Genomic DNA, 23,726 nt, shown 5'->3' with positions numbered 1-23,726 from the left:
ACAAGGGTCTAAATCTAACCCGTTATTCTAACGGCAAGTATAGTCGATTTCGCATGAGTTTCAAACACTTAAATATCAAAACAATTCGCCATCACTTTTAACACTTCATCGCCTTCATGCACCGTTGCCGACGAAGTGCGCGTTAGTAATAAAGCCTCATGCGGCACACTTAAAACCTGCGACTTGTTAACACCTAGAATACTATTTTTATCATAAATTGCTGCCAATGGCGTATTGGGCTTTTGTAGTGAACCCAATAAATTATCCTGATAATCAACCATACCACCAATAGGGGCTCTAACGCGTGAGAAGTCCTGCTCATAGCAAGCATATTTGTTACTGGTATTTTTCGCATCGACTGGGTTATTAATAATATACTCAAGAATACCTTCCAATAAATGCTTTGCACTCTTTAAGTCAAAGCTTTCCTTACTGCCCATTTCATACGTAAACGCATGCTTTGGCGGTGTTTTACTATCTCCTGTTATACGATTCCAACACTCAGTTAATTGCCACCAAGGGTAAAAAATTGCTTGGTTAAAGCAACCACTAGGCTCATCTGGCGTCAAAATAAATGCATTACTATTAAAGTGTTTTAAGCGCGCTGAATGCAAATAACTCGGCGCATAAATATATGGCACTGAAATCGAATCACAATGTAAATCAAAGCTAAAATCAGCAGCTAATGCCAAATCATGCAGGATATTTGCAAGCTTTTCATGGGGTGCTGTGTCATTTTGCAAACTAACGGCTAAACGTGTTTTAAGCAACTCTAAAAATTGCTGACATAGCACATTAAAGCCATGGTCTTTATGTTTATCAACAAAGTCCTCAAGATCAATCTTCGTTAAACCCGCATGTGCCGTAAGCAAGTTTTTAAATCCACGATTCCAATTCTCACCCGTTTTAGCATCAAAACGTCCATAGGTATACTCACCGATTTTAATGTCCATTGCAAAAGGATTGGCAAACGGCACCAACGTCACATTATATGGAAACTCGTACGTCTCGAGATACTCACGCAATAGATAAATTAAGGCAATGCCATTGCTCTCAGCAGCATGTAGTGCCGCCTGCATATAGATATTCGCCTTGGGCTTAGGGTGTTTATATTCAATCACACTCATGCTATGTGTTAAGCCTGAGATCGTTGTTCTTAAGGGAATTTCTCTTATATTTATCATTACGCTACTTCTATTTGACCATTAAAAATCGATCTAACCACACCGCTTAATCGTACTTCTTCTGGTGTGCATTCAACCGTTAAATTACTTATGGCATTTTCCACGACCACTTTAGACTTTAAGAGACCTAAGGACACACCAGCATAAACACTAGCAATACTACCACTACCACAAGAAGGTGTTATTCCCGTGCCACGCTCCCAATGATCTAAATAGATGCGATCTTTGGATAGGCGTTTTAATGCATGCACATTAATACCGCCAGCGTATTGCATTTGTAGTGTTTTACCCAAGGTTTCAAAGTCTTTTAATTCAGTGTTTTGCGTGCGAAATAATACTAAATGCGGATTCCCCACATCAACCTCTAGCGCGTGATCAAAGCCCGAATCACTCGTCAGTTTTTTTTGAATCTCATTGACTACAGGCAATGGAAAAGCCACCTCAATCCAATCATGCGCAACCAAGCGACAACAATGGACAAAACCACCAACTTCAATATCTACCTCTGAGCTTTGTTGCTCTGCTAACAATAGACTCGCAACTGCACGCAGACCATTGCCACATTGCTTAGCCTTCGAACCATCTTGATTGTAAATATGCATACTAGCATCTGCTTTGCCCGATTTTCTAATCAACAGTAACTGATCGGCACCGACACCAAAACGCCGATGACAGATTTGCTGCACTTGTCGCGCTTGCCAATTACGTGGTTTTTTGCGCTCATCAATGACAACAAAATCATTGCCTAACGCACACATTTTATTAAACATCAAAGGCTTATTCACTGTGATAATCCTTAAAAATCAACGAGGTATTAATACCACCAAAAGCAAAATTATTACTCATAACAATGTTTGTTTTAAGCTTTTTTGGATTGCCAATGATGTAGTTAAGCTCAGCGCAAGCCCCATCGACCTTTTGCAAATTTGCCGTTGGCATAAATTCACCTTCCTTCATCATCATAATCGACAACCATGACTCAAGCGCTCCACAAGCACCTAATGTATGACCAAAGTTACCCTTAAGTGAGCTTACTGGCGTTTTGTTGCCAAACAAGGTAAAAGTCGCCTCACTTTCAGCAATATCACCTCGATCAGTTGCCGTACCATGCGCGCAAATATAACCGATATCATTGGCATTGACGTTAGCATCTGCCATGGCAAGCTTCAGGGCCTCAACCATTTTTTGTGCTGTCGGTTGTGTGATGTGTCTTGCGTCACAATTTGTGCCAAAACCGATGACTTCTGCATAAATCTTGGCACCTCGCGACTTAGCATGCTCATATTCCTCTAAGATTAAAGTACATGCCCCTTCACCAATCACCAAGCCATCACGTGCTTGATCAAAAGGTCTTGGCGTCATATGCGGCTTATCATTTTGTTGACTTGTGGCAAATAAAGTATCAAAAATCGTCACTTGACTTGGACATAACTCTTCGGCACCTCCTGCCAACATCACCTTTTGATAACCATGTTTAATCGACTCATACGCATAACCAATCGCTTGCGAGCTTGAGGTGCATGCACTTGATGTCGGGATCACACGTCCTGTCAAGCCAAAAATAAGGGCAACATTAACCGCACAGGTATGACTCATTGATTTGACATAGGTCGTGGCACTAACGTTTTGCACGGTTTTCTCAGTCTCAATCTTAATCAGATCACACAAAGCTTGCGTGCTTCCTGAGCATGATCCAAAAGCAATGCCAACATCACCATTTTCAAGCAATGCTTTTTGATCAAGAATGCCCGCATCTTTTAATGCATTCTCACTGGCAACCGTTGCTAATTGGGCAACACGTCCCATCGAGCGGGTTTGTTTGCGCGTATAATGGGTCGGCATTTCAAAATCAGTAATTGGTGCGCCTAAGTTGGTATGTAATCCGTTGATTTCTTGCCATGCTTCAATCTTCTTTGTCGCTGTTTTGCCTTGAAGCAATGATGCTTTAATCGTATGCCAATCATTGCCTAAAGCAGTAACGCCTGCCATGCCGGTAATCACAACACGCTTATTCATATCAAGCCACCGTTGACTGAGATTACTTGACGCGTGATATAACTTGCAGCATCGGAGCATAAGAAATTAATCACCGAAGCCACCTCTTCAACCTTACCTGCTCGGCGCATCGGAATATGTTTTTCAATCTCATCTTTATACTCTAAGTTTTTAATCATATCGGTTTCAATTAAGCCAGGTGCTACACAATTAACGGTGATTTTACGTTTGGCAAGCTCCAGTGCCAAGGCTTTTGTCGCGCCAATAATACCTGATTTTGCTGCACTGTAATTGACTTGCCCTTTATTGCCTGCAACGCCTGAAACAGAGGCTAATGTGACAATGCGCCCGCCTTTTCTTAGCTGAATCATCGGCATCACACACGGCTTTAATACATTATAAAAGCCATCTAAATTGGTTTGAATAACGCGATCCCACATCTCACCTTCCATTGCTGGAAACGGCACATCTTGACAAATTCCTGCATTATTAACAACTGCATAAAATGCACCATTTTGCGCAATTTCAGTGTTTAACTTTTCGTGACACGCCACTCTATCTTGTAGGTCAAATTGAATTAGCGATGCCTTGCCACCATTTTCTTCAATAAAACGCTTTGTTTGATTAGCGCCTTCAACATCGCTGTGATAATGCACCACAACCTCAAAGCCAAACTGTGCCAACATAATCGCAGCCCCTTGCCCAATACCTTTGCTTGCTCCCGTTACTAATGCTCTTTTATTCAAAATACTTTCCCCTGAATGATTTCTGTAAACGCTTGATCACTTGGCTGATAGGCGCTGAACTTTGCTTGTGCAACACATTGATCTTGTTGATGAATCTCACACCTAAACACCCCTAATGGATCATTTATAAACTCTTTGTGAGCAATAATCGTCAATAGATCCCCTTCATCAAAGTTTGCGCGTGTCGTTTTGAAATTACGCACACTAATCATAAATCCACGTCTTGGTGCGTGATCACTTTCATCTCCTTGAAAATAAGCTAATGCAGCCGAAGCTTGCGCCATCATCTCAATGCCCGCCCAAGCATACACACCATTAATTTCATCGTCATAAAAAATATGCTCCGGGGTAATTGTGGCAAGGCAAACAGATTTTTCTTCATTAACCTCTTGTAACGAGTCAATCAACTGCATAGGGGGTGATTGTGGGATAATTTCAGTTAAGTCATACATCACAAACTTAGCCTCCTTTGTTAGCTCTAGCGACAATTAAGCTGACATTATTACCACCAAATGCAAATGAATTACTTAAAAAATAAGGTTTTTGCCAAACACTCTGTTCATTCGTCAATTGAATTTCTGGTAATGCGCTATCAAATTCAGTCGTGCTGACTTGTGCAGGCAACGTACGATTTGGGTTGTACTCTTCTGATAACAATAGTGCACAAAGCGCTAACTCGGTGGCACTTGCAGCCCCCAATGTATGCCCGGTCAACGGCTTGGTCGAACCACATAAAACGTTATTAGCAAATACCTCAAAAATGGCTTTACTCTCCATCTGATCATTCTTCGGTGTTGCCGTGCCATGTGTATTAACATAGGCAATATCATCAGGCTTAAGATTGGCATCTTTTAGTGCATTTAGCATTGCCTGTTTTGCCCCTACACCTTCTGGATCGGGTGAGGTAATATGATAAGCGTCCGAAGTTTCACCTCCACCCAAAAGCGTCAAATTTGCTGGTGTTTTACTTAAAACAAATAATGCGGCTCCCTCACCGATATTAATCCCATCACGGTCGTGTCCAAAGGGCTGGCAAATGCTTTTTGTCACTGAATCTAATGCATCAAAACCATTAATTGGTAACTCTGACAAGCTATCCGCTCCACCAACAATACAGATATCACATAACCCTGAATTGATTAAACGCTTTGCCGAAAGAAAAGCTTTACCACTTGAAGAGCATGCTGTTGAGATTACATGACGCGGACCATTAGCCTCAGCAAGCTTAGCAACAAACTCTGCCATTGTGCCAAATTCTTGCTGATGGTAGTGAAAATTGGCAAGCATTTCCCCTGTTTGCATATAATGCGTAAATGACTGCTCACCCTCTAAAATACCCGAAGTACTTGTGCCCAAAATAACAGCTATCCTATGTTGATCCGTTGTTTTTGCTAGCAGATCATAAACAGGCTTTATCTCTTGAAACGCCTTATACAACATGCGGTTATTATGGCAATCAATTGACTGATACTTACTAGGCAATGCCTCTAATTGACAATCGACTTTGCCAACATAAGTTTGCCGCCCACTAAAAAGCTTATTATATGGTGTCAATGGTGAAGCATTCGCCAACAGTGCTTTAGCAACTTCTTGCTTGTTATTGCCAAGTGCGTTTAATACCGCAAAATCATTAATATAAATAGTCTCTGGCATATTGTTAATCGCACATCGTTGAATGCATTGCTAGAAACCGTCGGATGTCATCAAAACTAACGTCTATATCACTATAAGCATGCCCTTGACCGGATTTGATATCAATGTGCGCGCCTTTAAATACCTCAAGTGCCAAATCAGCAGGTGTTGATTGATCATCCTTCTGTAATAGCAGCAAATAATCTTGTAATGCCGTTAATTTTTTTGGCATCGCATTAACTAACGCCATTGCTTCATCATGCACATGTGCATAAGCAGGCAGTTGCGCAATCAAATCTAGGCGAGCTGCCGGATTGATCAAAATGACTTTATTAACATCATCACGCGTTTGCTTTAACAAATGTGCCATATAACCACCCAATGAACTACCAATAATAATCTTATGATCAGCAGAGGCGTTATCTAACAACTTATGAATCAGATCCAGTGCGGCTTTTGTTTGCATGGGTAACTCAGGGGCATCGATCGATGCCTCTGGAAATTGCTCACCAAGCCAAGTTTTAAGCTTTTGCGCTTTTGGCGAATTAGGTGAGCCTTGAAAGCCATGTAAGTAAAGAAAATAATTATTTGTCATACATCCACCGTCCTTTTTATCGCAACATATATTGCCAACAGTTGATCAAATGATAACCTGTCGTTGATTTGACATCATCAAATCCTGCAACACCTGCATGATCAACATATTCAAGCGGTAAGTCATGCTTAAGAAATGTCTTTGAAAAAATACTTAACGTATGATCTAAGCGTTCATAGTTTGCTGTCATTGCCAAATAACGCATATACTCCAACATTGGCCAAATACGATATTGCATTTCTTTGACTTCACTACTTAAGTTAGGTTTCACAACCCCATGATCATTAATGCCAACGTTAGCTGCTGCCTGATACAATCGAGCATGATCATCCATTACATCAACATTGATTTTTAACGCTTTTGCCTCGACAATCAAACTACTCCACTCAAAACTATGTCCTGGCTCAAATAGTGCTGATTTAGCTTCTTTAGAGTATTCACGCATTAAATGTTTTTCATTATCAAAAAACAGTGTAATAATCTGACGATATAGCGCTTCAGCTTGGGTTTTGAAAGTACTATCTTGGGTGTGGCAATACGCACTTAGATACGCCTCGAATAAGTGCATTAAAGCATTTTGCCCAATCACCCCATTATCGTCTTTGAGCGCTTTAAAATCATTTACAATAAACTTTTCAGTGATTAGCTTATTGACATGTTCAATATCCGCTCTAATTACGCTTTCTTTGAACGTGCCATACAGCCTTGATAAAGCAAATAGCACAAAAGCATATTCATACAAATCATTGTCATCTTTTGAGCTTTGCGTCTTAATCCAGACTTTCTTCTGCTCATCGAAATATTGCGACTTCATGACTTGATATAGTTTATAGGCATATGCGTTGGCAGCTTGCGTATTGGTTAATTCACCATAGGTCAATAGAAAGAACAAACTACGCGTTTGACACAATAAGCGTGTATTGGCTTGACCTATCTTTTGTGGTGCATTTAAAAACTCTGGGGCATATCCCAACTGATCAATGGCTTTTGTTAACAACTGATAATAGGCATCAATAGCGGCTGTCATATGTTCATTATTTCTAAGCTTGACTGCTGCATAAACCTTGGCAAAAACTCCATCAATATCCAATAAGCCAGTATCAATAATCAACGCATCTTCAGCTGGCTGCAATGGCGCCACCTCGCGATTACGATCTTGATGATCACGTGCTTCAAGTTGCGTTAATATTTCTGTGAAATCGGCTTGTTGACCTTTGGCAATAAGCTCATCATAACGCCTTTGGGCACGAATTTGACTGCCCGCTTCTAAGAAAAACTTGTGTCTTGCATTGGGAAAAACCACCGTCCCCATATCACGTCCATCGGCAACCAAACCTCTGACATTTTGAGAAAAAGCCTGCTGACAAGACAGTAATGCATCACGCACTATGGCGATCTTGGCAATTTTAGACGCCATCATCCCCGTCTGTTCTTGACGAATACGAGCAGTGACATCCTCGCCATCAAGAAAGGCTTTTGTTTGATTGTCCTCAACGGCAAAGTAAATATCCAGTTGACTGAGTTTATCATATAATAATTGTTCATTGCTTATATCAATTCCATGATCAAGCACATAAAGTGCTGCCAAGCGGTAAATAGCACCACTATCTAAAAGTGCATAATCAAGCTTTTGCGCTAACAGGCGCGATAATGTCCCCTTGCCGACGCCACTTGGACCATCAATCGTAATAATTTCAACTTTATTTGACATCTAAAATAAATCCTAAATACTATATATCGCAAAATGAGTTACGAACGGTATACACACAAGTCTTTGCCCAATTCTACTATCTATTGTTTTAGAAACCAATCTATAATAGCTTTTATGCTCGTTTTCAACTTAACTAGGATGATGATAATGACAGATATTCGCTGGCTGCAACGCTTTGACAACTACCAAAAAGCACTCTCGCAATTACAAAGTGCAGTCACGCTAGCACACCAAAGACCTTTGTCATTACTTGAAAAACAAGGTCTTATTCAAGCCTTTGAATATACGCATGAGCTTGCATGGAAAACATTAAAAGATTTTCTTAAACATCGCGGCAGTACCGAAGATATTTTCGGCTCAAAAGATGCAACAAGGCAAGCCTTTGCCAATGGCTTAATTGGCAATGGTGATATTTGGATGCAAATGATTAAAAGTCGCAATTTAACCTCTCACACTTATGATGAAAGCACGGTCGAAGAAATTGCTACATTGATCTTAAATGAATATATCAGCTGCTTTACTGAGCTTGCTGAAACATTACAAAATCTGGCAATAAAAGAGTAGTAACATGCCCTACGGATTAACGGATAAAACCCTTGCTGCGATTACCCACGCGATAAGTCAGCAGCCAAAGATTGCAAAAGCTATTTTGTATGGTTCACGCGCTAAAGGAAACTACCATGCAGGCTCTGATATTGACTTAGCACTCATAGGTGACAGCTTAACACTTAAGGACTTATTTCAACTCGAAGAAGCTATTGATGCGCTTTTCTTGCCTTATTTATTTGATCTATCGATTTATGCACAATTGAACAATCCGGCGCTTAAATCTCATATTGATCGCAATGGGATTACCTTATTTTCTCGTTGAGACTTTCAAACGCTTTCATCACTGAAACCAAATGCTCTACAGCACTAAGTTCAATCGAATTATATAGACTCACACGCACACCACCAACACTGCGATGCCCTGCAATACCATAAACACCCTGGCTATCCGCAAAACTTAAGAATTGAGTCGTTAATTCATCGCTTGGCAATTCAAAGACAATATTCATTGGTGAACGATTATCCAGTGGCACGTTATTACTAAAAAGCTTTGATTCATCAATTGCTTCATAAAGTAGCGCAGCTTTGCGAGCATTCTTCTGAGCAATAATATCTAAACCGCCTTGTTTGATCAAATCAGCAAGTACCAGCTCCATTGCTGCCCAAGCAAACATATCTGGCGTATTATACAAAGAATCCGCCTGCTGCATTGCTTGATAGCTTAATACCGCAGGAATCGCCTTTTGCTTGATATTTTCAATCACTGTTTTTTTAATCAAAACAACCGTCACCCCTGGCAAGCCAATATTTTTCTGCGCTCCAGCGTAAATCACATCGTATTTTGCGACATCGATGGGCTTTGATAAAAAGCTTGAGGACATATCACAGACTAACGGTAAGTTAGTCTCAGGAATCTTTTGCCATATCACGCCATCAATTGTTTCATTTTCGGTGTAATGGATATAGTCATAATTCTCTAAGACATTATCAATCGCAATATCGACGCCCTCAATAGCATTAACGTCAATAAACTTTTTTGCCTCTTTAATTGCCGCATTTGCCCAATATCCACTATTGATATATAGTGCTCTGCCATTTTGCTTAAGGTTCATCGGGACAGCAGCAAACTGCGCACTAGCACCGGCTGGCATTAGCAGTATTTCATAACTTTCAGGCAACGCTAAAAGAGTACGCAAATGCTGCTTAATCTTATTATTGATCTCAGCAAACAATTGATCACGATGTGACAATGATAATAGTGATAGTCCAGTGTCTTGATAATTTAAAACCATTTGGCTAAGTGCTTGATAAATATGCTCAGGCAAGCTTGTGGGACCTGCACAAAAATTAAGTTGATACATTCTAAATAAAGACTCTATGCATTGAAATTGCTAAAAATTATATATTACTCACTTCACATTTTGCAGTATTTATTTTAACTCCATCTTCCTATTCACTTTGCAATAACTTTAGGGCTATACTTCTTATAGTGATTGACCACAGGAGAGTACCTATGAAAAAAATATTAAGCTTCACGGCATTATGCCTATTATCCACATCCGTTTTTGCTCAAGGTGCCGAAACAGGTCTTGTAATTGGCGCCACAGCAGGTGCTGCGTCGACTGCAAGCTATGATTCAAGTGGCATTACGAGCAATATCACCAAAACAGAAGGCGGACCAATCAGCAGTGTCATGATCGGCTATGACCTTGCTTTAAACCAACAGATTAGCATAGGCTTGGAGTCTGGCTTTGGTTATGGCTATGATCTAGCATCACTCAAAGCCGATGGCTTAGACAAATCAATGCTCAATCAATGGTATATTCCGCTTCTTGTCGCTGGTAAATATACATTCACTAATGGTGTTAATATTTTTATTAAAGGTGGCGCGACGTACGTCCATCAAGATATCACCGACATGGGCGCCTATTTCAAACCTAATGTTGACAGAAGTAACGCTGAATTCCTACCAACCATTGTTGTTGGTGCGGGTTATAAATTCCAAAACGGGATTAATATTGGTGGACAATTTAGTTATTTATTTGGGTCAACCGCCAAAATTCGTAGCACTGATTCTTTCCACAATAATGATGTTAAAGTGGCAGCCAGCGCCAGCTTAAGTGCATATATTAGTTATACATTACCGATGTAGTACACTCACAAGGCAACTGCTTTAATTTAAAGAGCATCAATAAAAAACAATGTAGATAAAACTTGAAGGAACAGGACGTAATGATATCGATTATTTCTATGTTCAATTTTAGGAAAGCAGGCATCCACTATAATAAGGTTTAATACAGTAATTATCCGAGTTCAAAAGATAAAAAAAAGCGACCCTTGGTCGCTTTTACAGAATTGCCACTATTTAAAAGCGGCTTAAATAATAGTCTTAGCTTAGGCTAATTTGCACATCAACACCAGCGGCAAGATCAAGCTTCATCAAGGCATCAACTGTTTTTTCAGTTGGCTCAACGATATCGATTAAGCGCTTATGCGTTCTGATCTCATATTGATCACGCGCATCTTTATTAACGTGTGGAGAAATCAACACAGTGAAGCGCTCTTTGCGTACTGGTAAAGGTATAGGACCTTTTACTTGTGCGCCCGTTCTTTTCGCTGTTTCAACGATCTCTTTTGTTGAAAGATCTATTAATTTATGGTCAAACGCCTTCAAGCGGATGCGAATGCGTTGGTTACTAATATTTGTTGCCATTTTATTCAAACCTTCTAATTATGAGTTACGCTTTTTAATGATGTCTTCTGCAATGTTGCTTGGTACTTCTGCATATTTTTCAAACTCCATGGAGAATGATGCGCGCCCTTGAGAGATTGAACGCACATTTGTTGCATAACCAAACATTTCTGCCAATGGCACCAATGCATCCACGACTTTACCGCTTGGGTTTTCATCCATACCTGAGATCATGCCGCGACGACGGTTTAAGTCACCGATCACATCACCCATGTACTCTTCGGGCGTAACCACTTCAACCTTCATCAAAGGCTCAAGAATAACAGGCGTTGCTTTTTGCGCACCTGATTTAACTGCCATAGAGCCTGCAATTTTAAATGCCATCTCAGATGAGTCTACATCATGGTAAGAACCATCATAAAGTGTCGCTTTAACATCGATCATAGGGTAACCTGCGATTACACCATTTTGTAATTGCTCTTCAATACCCTTACCAACCGCGCTAATGTATTCTCTAGGAACGACACCGCCAACGATTTGATCAACAAACTCAAAGCCTTTACCCATTTCTTGTGGCTCAAGCTTAACCCATACATGACCATACTGACCACGACCACCTGATTGACGTACGAATTTACCTTCAGCATCAACCGTTTGTTTGATCGTTTCACGGTATGCCACTTGCGGGTTACCGACGTTTGCTTCGACTTTAAATTCACGCTTCATACGATCAACAATAATATCCAAATGAAGCTCACCCATACCTGAAATAATGGTTTGACCTGACTCTTCATCTGTTTGTACTCTGAAAGATGGATCTTCCGCCGCTAGTTTACCTAAAGCAATTGACATTTTTTCTTGGTCTGCTTTTGATTTTGGCTCAACCGCAACTGAAATAACTGGCTCTGGGAATTCCATACGCTCAAGCGTGATAATTTGCTTTTCATCACATAGCGTGTCACCCGTTGTAACTTGCTTTAAGCCGATACAAGCTGCAATATCACCCGCACGAACTTCTTTTAGCTCTTCGCGCTTATTGGCATGCATCTGTACAATACGACCAATACGTTCTTTCTTGCCTTTAACTGGGTTATATACTGAGTCACCTGACTTTAATACACCAGAATAAACACGAACGAATGTCAAGTTACCAATAAATGGATCTGTTGCCAATTTAAATGCTAAAGAGGCAAAAGGCGCTTCATCTGAAGATACACGTGAACTTTCAGTGCCATCTTCAAGCTCACCTTTAATTGCTGGAACTTGATTTGGCGCCGGAAGGTAACGAACAACGCCATCAAGAACGGCTTGTACACCTTTGTTTTTAAATGCAGAACCGCAGAATGCTAACACAATTTCATTATCGATAACACGTTGGCGCAAGGCTGAATGAATTTCATCTTCTGTTAATTCACCACCTTCAAGATACTTCTCCATCAATTCTTCATTGGCTTCGGCTGCCGCTTCAACCATCTCTTGACGAAGCTCTTCAGCGCGCTCTTGAAGTTCAGCCGGAATCTCTTCTAAAGAGTATGTTAAGCCTTTATCTTCTTCATTCCACATGATTGCTTTCATGCGAACAAGATCAATAACACCTTTAAATTCATCTTCGGCACCAATGTTCAACTGTACCGGCACTACAGTCGCTTTTAAGCGTGTTTTAATTTGACCAACAACACGCTCAAAATTTGCACCTGCTCTATCCATTTTGTTAACAAAAACAATACGTGGCACACCATATTTATTTGCCTGACGCCATACTGTCTCTGATTGCGGTTCAACACCTGATGAACCACAAAACACAACGACTGCACCATCTAATACACGCAAAGAACGCTCAACTTCGATCGTGAAGTCAACGTGTCCCGGAGTATCGATAATGTTGATGCGATGCTTGTCAAACTGCTGATCCATACCTTGCCAAAAAACAGTGGTAGCTGCAGAGGTAATTGTGATTCCACGCTCTTGCTCTTGCTCCATCCAATCCATTGTCGCAGCACCATCATGTACTTCACCAATTTTATGAGAAACACCTGTATAGAACAATACACGTTCAGTTGTCGTTGTCTTGCCCGCATCTACGTGAGCACAAATTCCAATATTTCTATACTTTTCAAGTTCTGTCATACGTGACATAAATATTCTCCAATCTTACCAACGGAAATGCGCAAAGGCTTTGTTTGCTTCTGCCATTTTATGTGTATCTTCACGCTTCTTAACAGCAGCACCACGTCCATCCACAGCTTCCATCAATTCAGCTGCAACACGATATGCCATGCTCTTTTCTTTACGTTTACGTGAAGCATCAATGATCCAACGCATTGCCATCGTCATTTGACGCTCTGGACGCACTTCAACAGGAACTTGGTAAGTTGCACCACCGACACGGCGTGACTTAACTTCTACCATAGGTGCCACAGCTTCTAAAGCTTTTTCAAAAACTTCAGTCGCTTTTTCGCCTGATTTTTTAGCTTCGATTTGGTCAAAAGCACCATAGACGATTCTCTCGGCTACAGACTTTTTACCTGATAACATGATGTGATTGATAAATTTTGCAACGATCTCGTTTTTAAACTTCGGATCTGGCAACACTTCGCGTTTTGGTGCTCGATTTCTTCTAGACATTTTATATTTCCTTTAAATACAAATTAAACTTATGCTTTAGGACGCTTAGTACCATACTTAGAGCGGCCTTGCTTACGGTCTTTAACACCTGAAGTATCAAGCGCACCGCGAACTGTGTGATAACGCACACCTGGTAAGTCTTTTACACGACCACCGCGAATCAAAATAACGCTATGCTCTTGTAGGTTGTGACCTTCACCACCAATATAAGTCGTTACTTCAAAACCGCTTGTCAATCTCACACGCGCTACTTTTCTTAACGCTGAGTTTGGTTTTTTAGGGGTTGTTGTATAAACACGCGTACATACACCACGTCTTTGCGGACATGCTTTCAACGCTGGCACGTTTGTTTTTACAACCTTCTTTTTGCGCGGATTGCGCACCAACTGGTTAATAGTTGCCATTATTTACTCCGTAGTTTTTTAAACATCTAATCTTTGCATAAATATAAAAAGACGCGGCATTATATACAAAAGCGATGCTGTTTTGCAAGAAATGGATTTAGGTTTTTGATTAATCAAATTGAATCCAGCTGTGACGACATTCACACATCTTGACTGCATAAATGTTTGCCAAGCAATATAGATAAAAACCACCCTTCGACTTACGCTCAGGGTACGGTAACGCTGGCTGAGCGCAAGTCGAAGCCTTCATAAGTTTTTGTCTGCATCTTCACCCCTCGACTCATGCTCAGGGTACGGTTAACGTTGGCTGAGCGTAAGTCAAAGCCTTTATAAGTTTATTGTCCGCATATTCACCCTTCACCTTGCGCTCAGGACGCAATAACAAATAATAATCTTAGGTTCTAGAAAATATTCTTTACAATCACATTCTGATTGCGCTCAGGTCCCGTTGAAATAATATCAATGGGCACATTAAGCGTTTTTTCGATAAAGGCGACATAATCACGGGCTGCTTGAGGCAATTTGTTATAGTCTGTTTGCTTAAACGTCTCTTTGGACCAACCTTTTAAAGTCTTATAAATTGGCTTACAGCGCACATAGTCGGCATTGTCGTAAGGCGGATAAGAAACCTCTTTACCATCTAATTCATAGGCGACACAAACCTTAACCTCTGACAAACCATCTAGAACATCAAGCTTTGTCAAACAAATGGACGTGATACTATTGATCTCAATCGCGCGACGCAATGCAACCAAATCAAGCCAACCTGTGCGGCGCTTACGTCCTGTTACTGTACCAAACTCACAACCTTTAACACCCAAGTGCTCACCAATCTCGTCAAATAACTCTGTTGGGTACGCGCCACTACCAACACGTGTTGTATAGGCTTTAGTAATCCCAACAACTGCATTGATATAACATGGTCCAAAACCTGCACCCGATGCCACAGTCCCTGAAATCGTATTGGATGATGTTACAAATGGATAGGTTCCATGGTCGATATCAAGCAATGTGCCTTGCGCACCTTCAAAGATAATCTTACCTTTATTGACACGAATAGCATTTAATTCTGCTGAGACATCAGTGATCATTGGCAAAATGGTTTTAGCGTAATTTAATAATGAATTATACGTTTCGTCCAAATCAAAGTTCACATCAATTTTATAATAGTTCTTTAATGTGAAATTGTGCAAATCAAGCAACGTCTGAAGCTTTGCTTTTAATTTCTCAGGATGTGCCAAATCTCCAACTCGAATCGCGCGACGCGCAATCTTATCTTCATAAGCTGGTCCTATGCCACGCTTTGTCGTACCAATCTTTTGGTCACCCAGTGCCGCTTCACGCGCCTCATCTAAGGCAACATGTACAGGCAAGACCAAAGGACATGCCTCGCTAATACGCAAGCGATCAAGCACTGGCACATTACGCGCCAACAGCTCACCCATTTCAGAGTGTAAAGCTTCCAATGAAACCACGACACCATTGCCGATAAAGCTTTTGACACCTTCATGCAAAATACCTGATGGGATTAAGCGCAGCTTAGTCACTTCACCATTGATTACCAAGGTGTGTCCAGCATTATGCCCACCTTGAAAGCGCACGACGGCATCGGCTTTATCTGTCAAAAAGTCCACGACTTTACCCTTACCTTCATCACCCCACTGGCTACCTAAGATAACAATATTATGGTTCACTAAAATTCCTTACTTTGCTAATTACAGTAGCATGTTAAAGATTTTTGATAAACTTGACAAACAAAATGCTTGAGTTTTTGCCTTGCCCTGAACTGTTATGTAGTGATGTGCAAATAAGTTGCATCAGCTAGCACCTCTCCCCTTGCGGGAGAGGTCGTGCAGCTTAAGCTGCACGGGTGAGGGGTATAATTAAAACTCAACTTATTCTTGATGCATTAGCATCTACAGTCTGATGGCACTACCTTTAGGAGGATGACTAACCGTCTATGACAGCTTCGCACTGGGTCCTCACACCATCTTGCCTTACGGATGACAAGTTAAAGGCTGTCATTGCGAGCATGGATGCGTGGCAATCCATTTTATCAGGGATGGTTAATTTAACTTCATTGCAAAGCCTATATTTACAAACTACTTCTTAAGGTAGTGCCATTAATCTACAGCCAACAGCTCCTTTTCATCAATCTAAAACAATTTCCAACGCCATACTTAAACTATGACCTTGACGCTGCAGATATTGCACACGCTTTTGTTTTTCTTTTGGATCTTGCGCTTTATCATGATATTTCTTTTGATAGCATAGCTGCGCTTGCTCAAACCAATCAACCTCCAACGCATTGAGTACCTTTTCAAAAATGCTTACATGTATACCTTTTTCGTAAACAAGCTTTTGTTTAATCCGCAACAAACCATAATGCTTATACAGTGCACTTTTAATCATAAGCTCAGCACAACGTTCATCTGATTGCCAATTATTATCAATAAACTCCTGTAATAAGGATTCAATCTCAGTTGATGAAATATGGTTGCGCTGAATCAGTTTTTGCTTTAGTTGCGCATAGGAGTATTCTTGTTTGGATAACAGATAGAAAAGATAATCACGTTCGTTATTATTCTTCGGCATCGCTTATTACTGTTTTATCCTTAGCAGCATTCGGTAACAACGTTGCCATCAATGCTTTATGCAAGTTCTCTTTGATCTGTGGGTTTTCTTTTAAATAAACCCGCACATTATCCTTACCTTGGCCGATTCGATCACCATTATAACTGTACCACGCACCGGCTTTATCAACTAGGTTATATTTCACACCCAAATCAATCAACTCACCTTCAAGAGATGTCCCTTCACCATAGAGAATATCAAACTCCGCTTGTTTAAATGGCGGAGAAACTTTATTTTTAACGACTTTGACCTTAGTCTCATTGCCCAAGATTTCATCACCCTTTTTAATTGGGCTACCGCGACGAATCTCCAGACGCACTGACGAGTAAAACTTCAATGCGTTACCTCCAGTAGTCGTCTCAGGATTGCCAAACATTACACCGATCTTCATACGAATCTGATTAATAAATACAACCAATGTATTAGAGCGCTTGATATTTGCGGTTAATTTACGTAAAGCTTGCGACATTAAACGTGCCTGCAAGCCCATATGTGAATCACCCATCTCACCTTCAATCTCAGCTTTTGGCGTCAATGCGGCAACCGAGTCAACAACAACAATATCAACACCACCTGAGCGCACTAACATATCAGTAATCTCAAGCGCTTGTTCGCCTGTGTCTGGTTGTGACACGATTAGGCTTTTAAGGTCAACTCCCAAGGCTTCGGCATATACTGGATCAAGCGCATGTTCAGCATCGATAAAAGCTGCTGTTCCACCGTTTTTTTGACACTGTGCAATCGCTTGCAATGTTAATGTCGTTTTACCTGAAGACTCCGCGCCATAGATCTCAACCACACGTCCTTTTGGTAAACCACCAACACCTAAGGCAACATCCAAACCAATTGATCCAGTCGAAATAACATCAATATCTTTAGCTAAATCGGTATCACCCATCCGCATAATAGAGCCTTTGCCAAATTGTCTTTCAATTTGTGCTAATGCCGAATTTAGTGCTTGTTCTTTATTGCTCATAAGCTTCCTCGAATAGATAAATTTTTAAGATTTAAAACACGGGAATTAATGTAACATTTATGTGGAATGAACAAAAGGGATAATACTCTACACGCGACAAAAAGAAATATTATAGCTTGTGGCATCTGGTGTTGGCGCGCTAAAGGTAATCATCTTCTGCAAATCACCATATACCTCTATTGGCGTCCACGGTTGTGGCTGCCCGACATTAAAGCCACTTTTATCTAGCCATTGCACTTGATATTGAAAGTTTTGGGTTGCTGATTTTTTGTTTTGCACCAATACTTGTCCTTGAATAGTGTCACCTGCTGATGCTTTCACTACTGGTTGCATGGCTTTTAGCTGCCCAAAGCCTGAGCCAAAACTCTCTGCAGATGTTGCATTGGCTGGAATGGTAATACAACGACTAGCACATCCTGTTAACCCTAAGGCCAACAAGCTAGCAATACTTGCATATTTAAGCTTAATCATATCCATTTTTATAACTCCTTTGATACGTCAATAAAACTGATAATTAAAAGATAAACTTATGATGATTCAGATAAAAAGCTCTTTAATGTTTCTGAACGCGATGGGTGTCTTAGCTTACGTAGCGCTTTGGCTTCAATCTGACGGATACGCTCACGCGTCACATCAAACTGCTTACCGACCTCCTCTAACGTGTGATCGGTATTCATGTCAATCCCAAAACGCATACGTAATACTTTGGCTTCACGCTCAGTCAATGTACTTAGAATATCTTTAGTCACTTCACGCAGACTCTCGCTTGTCGCACTATCCACTGGTGAATCAGACACGCCATCTTCGATAAAATCACCCAGATTAGAATCTTCATCATCACCAATGGGTGTTTCCATTGAAATTGGCTCTTTAGCAATTTTCATGATTCTGCGAATCTTATCTTCCGACATATCAATATGTTGGCTTAATTCCTCAGGTGTTGCTTCTTTACCCGTTTCTTGCAAGATCTGACGCGAGATACGATTAAGCTTATTGATCGTTTCGATCATATGCACAGGGATACGAATCGTGCGCGCCTGATCGGCGATTGAACGTGTAATCGCCTGACGAATCCACCAAGTTGCATAGGTTGAAAATTTATAGCCACGACGGTATTCAAACTTATCAACCGCCTTCATCAAACCAATGTTACCCTCTTGGATCAAATCCAAGAATTGTAAGCCTCTATTGGTATATTTCTTAGCAATTGAGATAACCAAACGTAAGTTCGCTTCAATCATCTCTTTTTTCGCGCGTCGTGCTTTTGCTTCACCTACTGAAATACGCTTACTGGCTTCACGTAAGTCATAAATTGACATATCGGCACGATCTTCAATCAATCCAAGTTTGACCTGAATTGCTTTGGCATCTTCAAGCACATTGATAAGATCAGGATATTTTTCAATACAACCATCCAACCAATCAGTATCGGTTTCGCGCCCTTGAAAACGTGACACGAAATACTGCTTAGGCATTTTGCCTTTTTCTACACATAAACGCATGATTTTACGATCATGTCCGCGAATTTCAGTCACCAAGCCACGAATTGAGTTAATCATGCGGTTCAATTGCGCACTGGTATAACGCATACTTAAAAACAAAGTCGATACTTCACTTGCAGCATTAATATATGCTTTGCTTCCAACCTCTTGGTCTAGTAAATAATTAAACTTAGCTTCAATTTCGGCAAATTTTTGTGCTGCCACCTCAGGATCTGGACCTGTGTCTTCCGCGGTATCTACCGTACCACCACTTGATTCCTCCTCCTCATCACTAGAGCCACTTTCTTCTGTTTGACTTTCTTCTAGCGTTTCTTCTGGGTTATCAAGCATTGAACCAACATCAGTGCCTGACGCATCAATTTCATCTCCTTCATTAAAGCCTGAAATTAAATCAGAAAATTTAATGAACTTATAGAGTGGCGTCTCCTCTCTTTCCTCATCCTCAAGCTGCATATGCTCTTCACGTGCTGCATCGGTTAAATCCTGATAGCGCCCCAACAATGACTTGATCACATAAGGATATTCAGACAAAGCATTAAGCACCTCTTTAGTGCCATGCTCAATCCGTTTAGCAATTTCTATTTCACCCGAGCGTGTTAATAGATCAACTGCTCCCATTTCACGCATATACATCCTAACAGGATCAGTCGTGCGACCAAAATCACCATCTGAAGATAAAGCTTGCACCGCATCATCATCTGACGTGTTTTCTGACTCAGCTTCAAGTAATAACAAATCTTCCGCATCAGGAGCAGATTCAAAGACCTTAACACCGACATCATTAATCATCTGAATCACTTCTTCAATGCGCTCAGGATCAGTAATTTCATCTGGCAGATAATCATTCACATCGGCATAGGTCAAATAACCTTGTTCACGCCCCAACGCGAGTAACTCTTTGATTCTTGAGAGTTGTTGTTCTTTTGTTTGATCTGACATTAAAATCTCACTTCTAAGTTTCTTAACTACTTATATTCATCACTCAAAGCACGCACAAAGATACAATATGTCTACGCCTTATTTGCGTAGTTCATTGCCTTTTTGCGCTTTCCCCTTTGGCGATTTAGCAACATAAATCAAGTGTAGCTATATTTTTTCTACTTTGTATAAAATTGCTTGCATTCTTTGTTTTTCTGTCGCTGTTAAGATAGATGTTTTTGCTTTTAATATCAGGTGTTCTAATTCGTTTTGACATGCCTGCTTCATTATCTTATCTAACATCGCCATTAATTCATCAATAAGCTGCACTGCATCAAGCTCACTTTGCGCTTGCAATAATTGATAAAAATACGCCTTAAATTGCGGATATTTTTCAACAAGCATTTGCACAAGCACAGCAGAAGACAGCCCGTCATTTTGCCTGATTATTTTCAAAGCATCAAGCAAAATAAAGTGCTGCTCTGTAACACACTCAAATTCTATCACCAGTTGCGCACTTAGCGCATCATGCACTTCTGACGGCATACTTAACAAATACGCCAATGCTTTCTCAACCAAGCTCAGCTTATTAACGTTTAACTGCCAACGTTTTAGCTGCATGTTACTATCATTTTGTTTTGTATCATGTGCTTTTTGTTTGATCATCCGTTGCAACTGCAGCGAAGATACGTCTGTTGCTTTTGCCAACTGCTCAATAATCGTTAGCGTATAAGCACTTTCAGGAATGGCCTTTAGCACACGCTTTGCCTCTTCAATCAATTGCGCCAGGCTATCTGCGCTATTTAAATCATATTTACCTAATAGATTTTGAATAAAGAAATCAGCAGCACTTAAAGCTTCTGTTAAAGCATTCTTAAAACCTTCCAATCCCATTTCTTTGATATATGAATCAGGATCATGCTCTTTGGGCAACAGCAAGAATCGTGCTTTTTTATGCTCATCTAGCACAGGCAGCACCATCTCAAATGCTCTTAAAGCCGCATTTTGCCCAGCTGAATCACCATCAAAGCATAAAATTATCTCTGATGTATGCCGAAATAAGGTCTTTAAGTGCGACGTTGATAAAGCAGTTCCCAATGTCGCAACTGCTGTGGTATAGCCATGTTGATGCAGACCGATGACGTCCATATAGCCCTCAACCACCATGATATGTTCGGGGTTTTTGTGCTGCTGCTTAAGCTCATATAGACCGTACAATTCATGACTTTTAAAAAAAACCGGCGTTTCAGGTGAGTTAAGATATTTAGGATTAGCATCTTTATTAGGTAACACCCGACCGCCAAAACCAACAACAGCCCCTCTGCGATTACGTATTGGAAACATCAAACGCTCACGGAAGCGATCATACGCTCCCCCCTTATCCTTACGGATCACTAAGCCTGCTTGATCCAAAACATCCAATGAAAATTGTTTTTTCAACACATCATATAGCGCTTGCCATTGATTTGGCGCGTAGCCCATTTGAAAATATTTTGCTGTTTTTGCTGTTAATTCTCGCGATTTAATATACTCAACAACCTCATCTTTATCAGCATCAAAGCGCAAACACCATTGAAAATATTTATTTGCCGCTTGTAAGGCATCATAGATTGATTGCGTTAATTTATCTTTGGATTGATCTTTACCATTTTGATCATAAGGCACTTCAAGATTCTGCATTAGTGCAAGCTCTTCCACTGCCTCAATAAAACTTAAGCTATTATAATCTGCAATAAAATCAATGACGTCACCCGAAGCATGGCAGCCAAAGCAATGATATAGCTGCTTGTCTTGGCTGACTGAAAATGATGGCGTTTTTTCATTATGAAACGGACAGCACGCCATGAAGTTTTTGCCCGTTTTTTTGAGCGTGACATATTTTGAAATCACGTCGACAATATCCGTCGATGCTACGATTTGACGGATGAAATCAGCGGGAATATTCCCCTTCATGGCAAATGTTTACGATAATTGTGATTTGATTATTGAACCGACTTTACCCATATCAGCACGACCGTTAAGCTCTGCTTTTATCGCACTCATAATCTTACCCATATCTTTTACTGAAGAGGCACCAACTTCTAAAATAGCACGTTGGATAATTTCAATAATTTCATCCTCTGATAGTGGTTTTGGTAAATAGACTTGTAAAATTTGAATTTCATCAAGCTCTTTTTGTGCAAGCTCTTCTCTGCCAGCACGCTTAAACTGCTCTGCAGAATCTTTGCGTTGCTTGATCATTTTTGTTAGGATACTAATCACATCATCCTCAGTTACCTCAACACGCTCATCAACCTCTTTTTGCTTAAACGCTGCCAACGCCATACGGATCGTTGATAAACGATTTTTATCTTTATTTTTCATTGAGGTTTTCATATCTTCAACAAGACGCACGCGTATTTCAGACATTTGCTAAATCCTAACAGTTTTTTTTATTAAATTAAGTGTATGTGTAATTTTTTAATTGCCATAAACACAGAAGCCAACTACACCGTTAAGCATAGCTGGCCGACTGTTTATACCGTTCATCACAATCGATTTTACAATATTTCTGACATCGAACACCGCAAAATGATTTACGAGCGGTATATTGCAATCTTTTTTACTTCTTTTACTTCCTAGCGGCGAGCTGCTGCTGGAGTTGAACGCATAGACTGCTTCATTGAACGCTTAACTGCAGCTGCTTTTTTGCGTTTGCGCTCCCATGTCGGCTTCTCATAAAACTCTCTACGACGAAGTTCAGAAACGATTCCCGCTTTTTCACAGCTACGCTTAAAACGGCGCAATGCAACATCAAACGGTTCTGTTTCTCTTACACGTACTGCTGGCATACATCTCACCTCGCTTAAATGCCATCTAAATTTTTCTTAAAATCAATTATCTAATTTATACTCTTTTGATCTATTTCATTGAATACTCTAAAGACAGCTAAAATTAAATGCGCGCTAAGTCTACAAACTTTTCTTTTGAAAGGCAAAGAATTTCTCTATTTTTTACCTTTTTTATCTTTTTTATCTTTAGGTGCGTCTTGCTTTTTCATTTGTGCTACGACTTGATCCGTCACATCCACCTTCAAATCAGGGGCTGCATAGGCTACTGCTTGCGAGCTTAGGATGAGGCTATATTTACCTTCTTTAGCAACAGACTCTACAGCTGTATTAAAGCTTGCTTGGAAGTCTTGAGCAATTTTCTGCTCTTGCTGCATCTCGCTTTGCTTGAACGCCATTGCTTGTTGTTTGAACTTAGCTTGCTCGCCGGTTAATGCCTTTTGTTGCTTATCCAGATCAGATTTCGTTAATGTTGGCGCATTAGTTTGCAAAGTTTGCATCTTTTCCATCAAACCTTGCTGTTGCTTTTGCAGCTCATCGGCCTTTGGCTTTAACTTCGTTTGCAATGCCTGAATACTTTGCTCACCTTGTGGCACTGCTTGATATATCTCAACTGGATTAACCAAGCCAATTTTCAAGCTACTTGCATCTGTCGCAAAAGCTACACTGGTCACAGCCATTGATGCCAAACCGATCATTGCTAATTTTTTCATATTTGCTCCTTACATTTAACTT

Annotated in this window: 24 protein-coding genes and 2 pseudogenes; 3 read left to right on the top strand and 23 right to left on the bottom strand. The window is 40.4% G+C overall.

Going from position 1 to position 23,726, the window contains the following annotated elements:
- Nucleotides 1-68 precede the first annotated feature (68 nt).
- The 9 genes and pseudogenes from ACZ5V8_RS01585 to cmk form a co-directional block, all read right to left on the bottom strand.
- Nucleotides 69-1,184 carry a M14 family metallopeptidase gene (locus tag ACZ5V8_RS01585; RefSeq protein WP_464218081.1) on the bottom strand — a complete coding sequence of 372 codons (1,116 nt, stop codon included), beginning with the start codon at nucleotides 1,182-1,184 and terminating at the stop codon, nucleotides 69-71.
- Nucleotides 1,184-1,969, bottom strand: a complete 786-nt coding sequence (gene dapF, locus ACZ5V8_RS01580) for a diaminopimelate epimerase (protein WP_464218080.1) — start codon at nucleotides 1,967-1,969, stop codon at nucleotides 1,184-1,186. The genes ACZ5V8_RS01585 and dapF overlap by 1 nt, the downstream gene beginning before the upstream one ends.
- Nucleotides 1,962-3,200: a beta-ketoacyl-ACP synthase gene (locus ACZ5V8_RS01575; RefSeq protein ID WP_464218079.1), complete on the bottom strand. Its 1,239-nt coding sequence runs from the start codon at nucleotides 3,198-3,200 to the stop codon at nucleotides 1,962-1,964. The genes dapF and ACZ5V8_RS01575 overlap by 8 nt, the downstream gene beginning before the upstream one ends.
- A complete protein-coding gene (gene fabG, locus ACZ5V8_RS01570) occupies nucleotides 3,197-3,925 on the bottom strand; it encodes a 3-oxoacyl-ACP reductase FabG (protein WP_440616152.1) in 729 nt (242 codons plus the stop codon). Before fabG ends, ACZ5V8_RS01575 begins: the two co-directional genes overlap by 4 nt.
- A complete protein-coding gene (locus ACZ5V8_RS01565; protein WP_440616209.1) occupies nucleotides 3,922-4,377 on the bottom strand; it encodes a hotdog family protein in 456 nt (151 codons plus the stop codon). The genes fabG and ACZ5V8_RS01565 overlap by 4 nt, the downstream gene beginning before the upstream one ends.
- A gap of 7 nt (nucleotides 4,378-4,384) precedes the next feature.
- The gene (locus ACZ5V8_RS01560) at nucleotides 4,385-5,578 is read right to left on the bottom strand and encodes a beta-ketoacyl-ACP synthase (protein ID WP_464218078.1); all 1,194 of its coding nucleotides are present in this window, start codon (nucleotides 5,576-5,578) and stop codon (nucleotides 4,385-4,387) included.
- 4 nt (nucleotides 5,579-5,582) lie between these two features.
- Nucleotides 5,583-6,152 (bottom strand): YqiA/YcfP family alpha/beta fold hydrolase, encoded by a 570-nt coding sequence (locus ACZ5V8_RS01555; RefSeq protein WP_464218077.1) that lies wholly within the window; start codon nucleotides 6,150-6,152, stop codon nucleotides 5,583-5,585.
- A gap of 16 nt (nucleotides 6,153-6,168) precedes the next feature.
- Nucleotides 6,169-7,092 (bottom strand): annotated as a pseudogene (locus tag ACZ5V8_RS01550) (AGE family epimerase/isomerase); the annotation flags it as partial.
- Nucleotides 7,093-7,194: 102 nt separating this feature from the next.
- Nucleotides 7,195-7,863: pseudogene (gene cmk, locus ACZ5V8_RS01545) on the bottom strand ((d)CMP kinase); the annotation flags it as partial.
- Nucleotides 7,864-8,010: 147 nt separating this feature from the next.
- On the opposite strand from cmk, the gene ACZ5V8_RS01540 reads away from it, so the two are divergent.
- Together ACZ5V8_RS01540 and ACZ5V8_RS01535 are read left to right on the top strand one after the other, a co-directional pair.
- Complete coding sequence (locus ACZ5V8_RS01540; RefSeq protein WP_464218076.1) at nucleotides 8,011-8,427, top strand: nucleotidyltransferase substrate binding protein; 417 nt, start codon at nucleotides 8,011-8,013, stop codon at nucleotides 8,425-8,427.
- Between the two features lie 4 nt (nucleotides 8,428-8,431).
- Complete coding sequence (locus tag ACZ5V8_RS01535; RefSeq protein WP_464218075.1) at nucleotides 8,432-8,734, top strand: nucleotidyltransferase family protein; 303 nt, start codon at nucleotides 8,432-8,434, stop codon at nucleotides 8,732-8,734.
- Here ACZ5V8_RS01535 and serC read toward each other — a convergent pair.
- Nucleotides 8,715-9,773, bottom strand: a complete 1,059-nt coding sequence (serC, locus tag ACZ5V8_RS01530; RefSeq protein WP_464218074.1) for a 3-phosphoserine/phosphohydroxythreonine transaminase — start codon at nucleotides 9,771-9,773, stop codon at nucleotides 8,715-8,717. The genes ACZ5V8_RS01535 and serC overlap by 20 nt on opposite strands.
- Nucleotides 9,774-9,925: 152 nt before the next feature.
- Here serC and ACZ5V8_RS01525 point away from each other — a divergent pair, with 152 nt between their 5' ends.
- Nucleotides 9,926-10,564 (top strand): outer membrane protein, encoded by a 639-nt coding sequence (locus ACZ5V8_RS01525; protein WP_464218073.1) that lies wholly within the window; start codon nucleotides 9,926-9,928, stop codon nucleotides 10,562-10,564.
- A gap of 237 nt (nucleotides 10,565-10,801) precedes the next feature.
- On the opposite strand, the gene rpsJ is transcribed toward ACZ5V8_RS01525, so the two are convergent.
- The 13 genes from rpsJ to ACZ5V8_RS01460 form a co-directional block, all read right to left on the bottom strand.
- Nucleotides 10,802-11,125 (bottom strand): 30S ribosomal protein S10, encoded by a 324-nt coding sequence (gene rpsJ, locus ACZ5V8_RS01520; protein WP_225630079.1) that lies wholly within the window; start codon nucleotides 11,123-11,125, stop codon nucleotides 10,802-10,804.
- 18 nt (nucleotides 11,126-11,143) lie between these two features.
- On the bottom strand, nucleotides 11,144-13,240 hold the full coding sequence (fusA, locus tag ACZ5V8_RS01515; RefSeq protein WP_464218072.1) for an elongation factor G: 2,097 nt from the start codon (nucleotides 13,238-13,240) through the stop codon (nucleotides 11,144-11,146).
- Between the two features lie 15 nt (nucleotides 13,241-13,255).
- Nucleotides 13,256-13,729 carry a 30S ribosomal protein S7 gene (rpsG, locus tag ACZ5V8_RS01510; RefSeq protein WP_440616162.1) on the bottom strand — a complete coding sequence of 158 codons (474 nt, stop codon included), beginning with the start codon at nucleotides 13,727-13,729 and terminating at the stop codon, nucleotides 13,256-13,258.
- 29 nt (nucleotides 13,730-13,758) lie between these two features.
- Nucleotides 13,759-14,133: a 30S ribosomal protein S12 gene (gene rpsL / locus ACZ5V8_RS01505; protein ID WP_119327900.1), complete on the bottom strand. Its 375-nt coding sequence runs from the start codon at nucleotides 14,131-14,133 to the stop codon at nucleotides 13,759-13,761.
- Between the two features lie 401 nt (nucleotides 14,134-14,534).
- On the bottom strand, nucleotides 14,535-15,827 hold the full coding sequence (locus ACZ5V8_RS01500; protein ID WP_464218071.1) for an adenylosuccinate synthase: 1,293 nt from the start codon (nucleotides 15,825-15,827) through the stop codon (nucleotides 14,535-14,537).
- Nucleotides 15,828-16,284: 457 nt separating this feature from the next.
- Entirely contained in the window at nucleotides 16,285-16,728 is a 444-nt protein-coding gene (locus ACZ5V8_RS01495; RefSeq protein WP_464218070.1) for a regulatory protein RecX, read from the bottom strand.
- Complete coding sequence (gene recA / locus ACZ5V8_RS01490) at nucleotides 16,715-17,743, bottom strand: recombinase RecA (protein WP_464218069.1); 1,029 nt, start codon at nucleotides 17,741-17,743, stop codon at nucleotides 16,715-16,717. Before recA ends, ACZ5V8_RS01495 begins: the two co-directional genes overlap by 14 nt.
- Nucleotides 17,744-17,830: 87 nt before the next feature.
- On the bottom strand, nucleotides 17,831-18,220 hold the full coding sequence (locus ACZ5V8_RS01485) for a DUF1425 domain-containing protein (RefSeq protein ID WP_440616166.1): 390 nt from the start codon (nucleotides 18,218-18,220) through the stop codon (nucleotides 17,831-17,833).
- 50 nt (nucleotides 18,221-18,270) lie between these two features.
- Nucleotides 18,271-20,184 (bottom strand): RNA polymerase sigma factor RpoD, encoded by a 1,914-nt coding sequence (rpoD, locus tag ACZ5V8_RS01480; protein WP_464218068.1) that lies wholly within the window; start codon nucleotides 20,182-20,184, stop codon nucleotides 18,271-18,273.
- A gap of 147 nt (nucleotides 20,185-20,331) precedes the next feature.
- Nucleotides 20,332-22,116, bottom strand: coding sequence for a DNA primase (gene dnaG / locus ACZ5V8_RS01475; RefSeq protein WP_464218067.1), 1,785 nt, complete (start codon nucleotides 22,114-22,116; stop codon nucleotides 20,332-20,334).
- Nucleotides 22,117-22,125: 9 nt separating this feature from the next.
- Nucleotides 22,126-22,572, bottom strand: coding sequence for a GatB/YqeY domain-containing protein (locus ACZ5V8_RS01470; RefSeq protein ID WP_464218066.1), 447 nt, complete (start codon nucleotides 22,570-22,572; stop codon nucleotides 22,126-22,128).
- Nucleotides 22,573-22,781: 209 nt separating this feature from the next.
- Nucleotides 22,782-22,994, bottom strand: a complete 213-nt coding sequence (rpsU, locus tag ACZ5V8_RS01465; RefSeq protein WP_117002909.1) for a 30S ribosomal protein S21 — start codon at nucleotides 22,992-22,994, stop codon at nucleotides 22,782-22,784.
- Nucleotides 22,995-23,149: 155 nt separating this feature from the next.
- Nucleotides 23,150-23,704, bottom strand: a complete 555-nt coding sequence (locus tag ACZ5V8_RS01460) for an OmpH/Skp family outer membrane protein (RefSeq protein ID WP_464218065.1) — start codon at nucleotides 23,702-23,704, stop codon at nucleotides 23,150-23,152.
- Nucleotides 23,705-23,726: the final 22 nt, after the last annotated feature.

It is taken from the genome of Cysteiniphilum sp. GTC20157, assembly GCF_055396795.1.
This window is presented reverse-complemented; position numbering and strand designations above follow the sequence as displayed.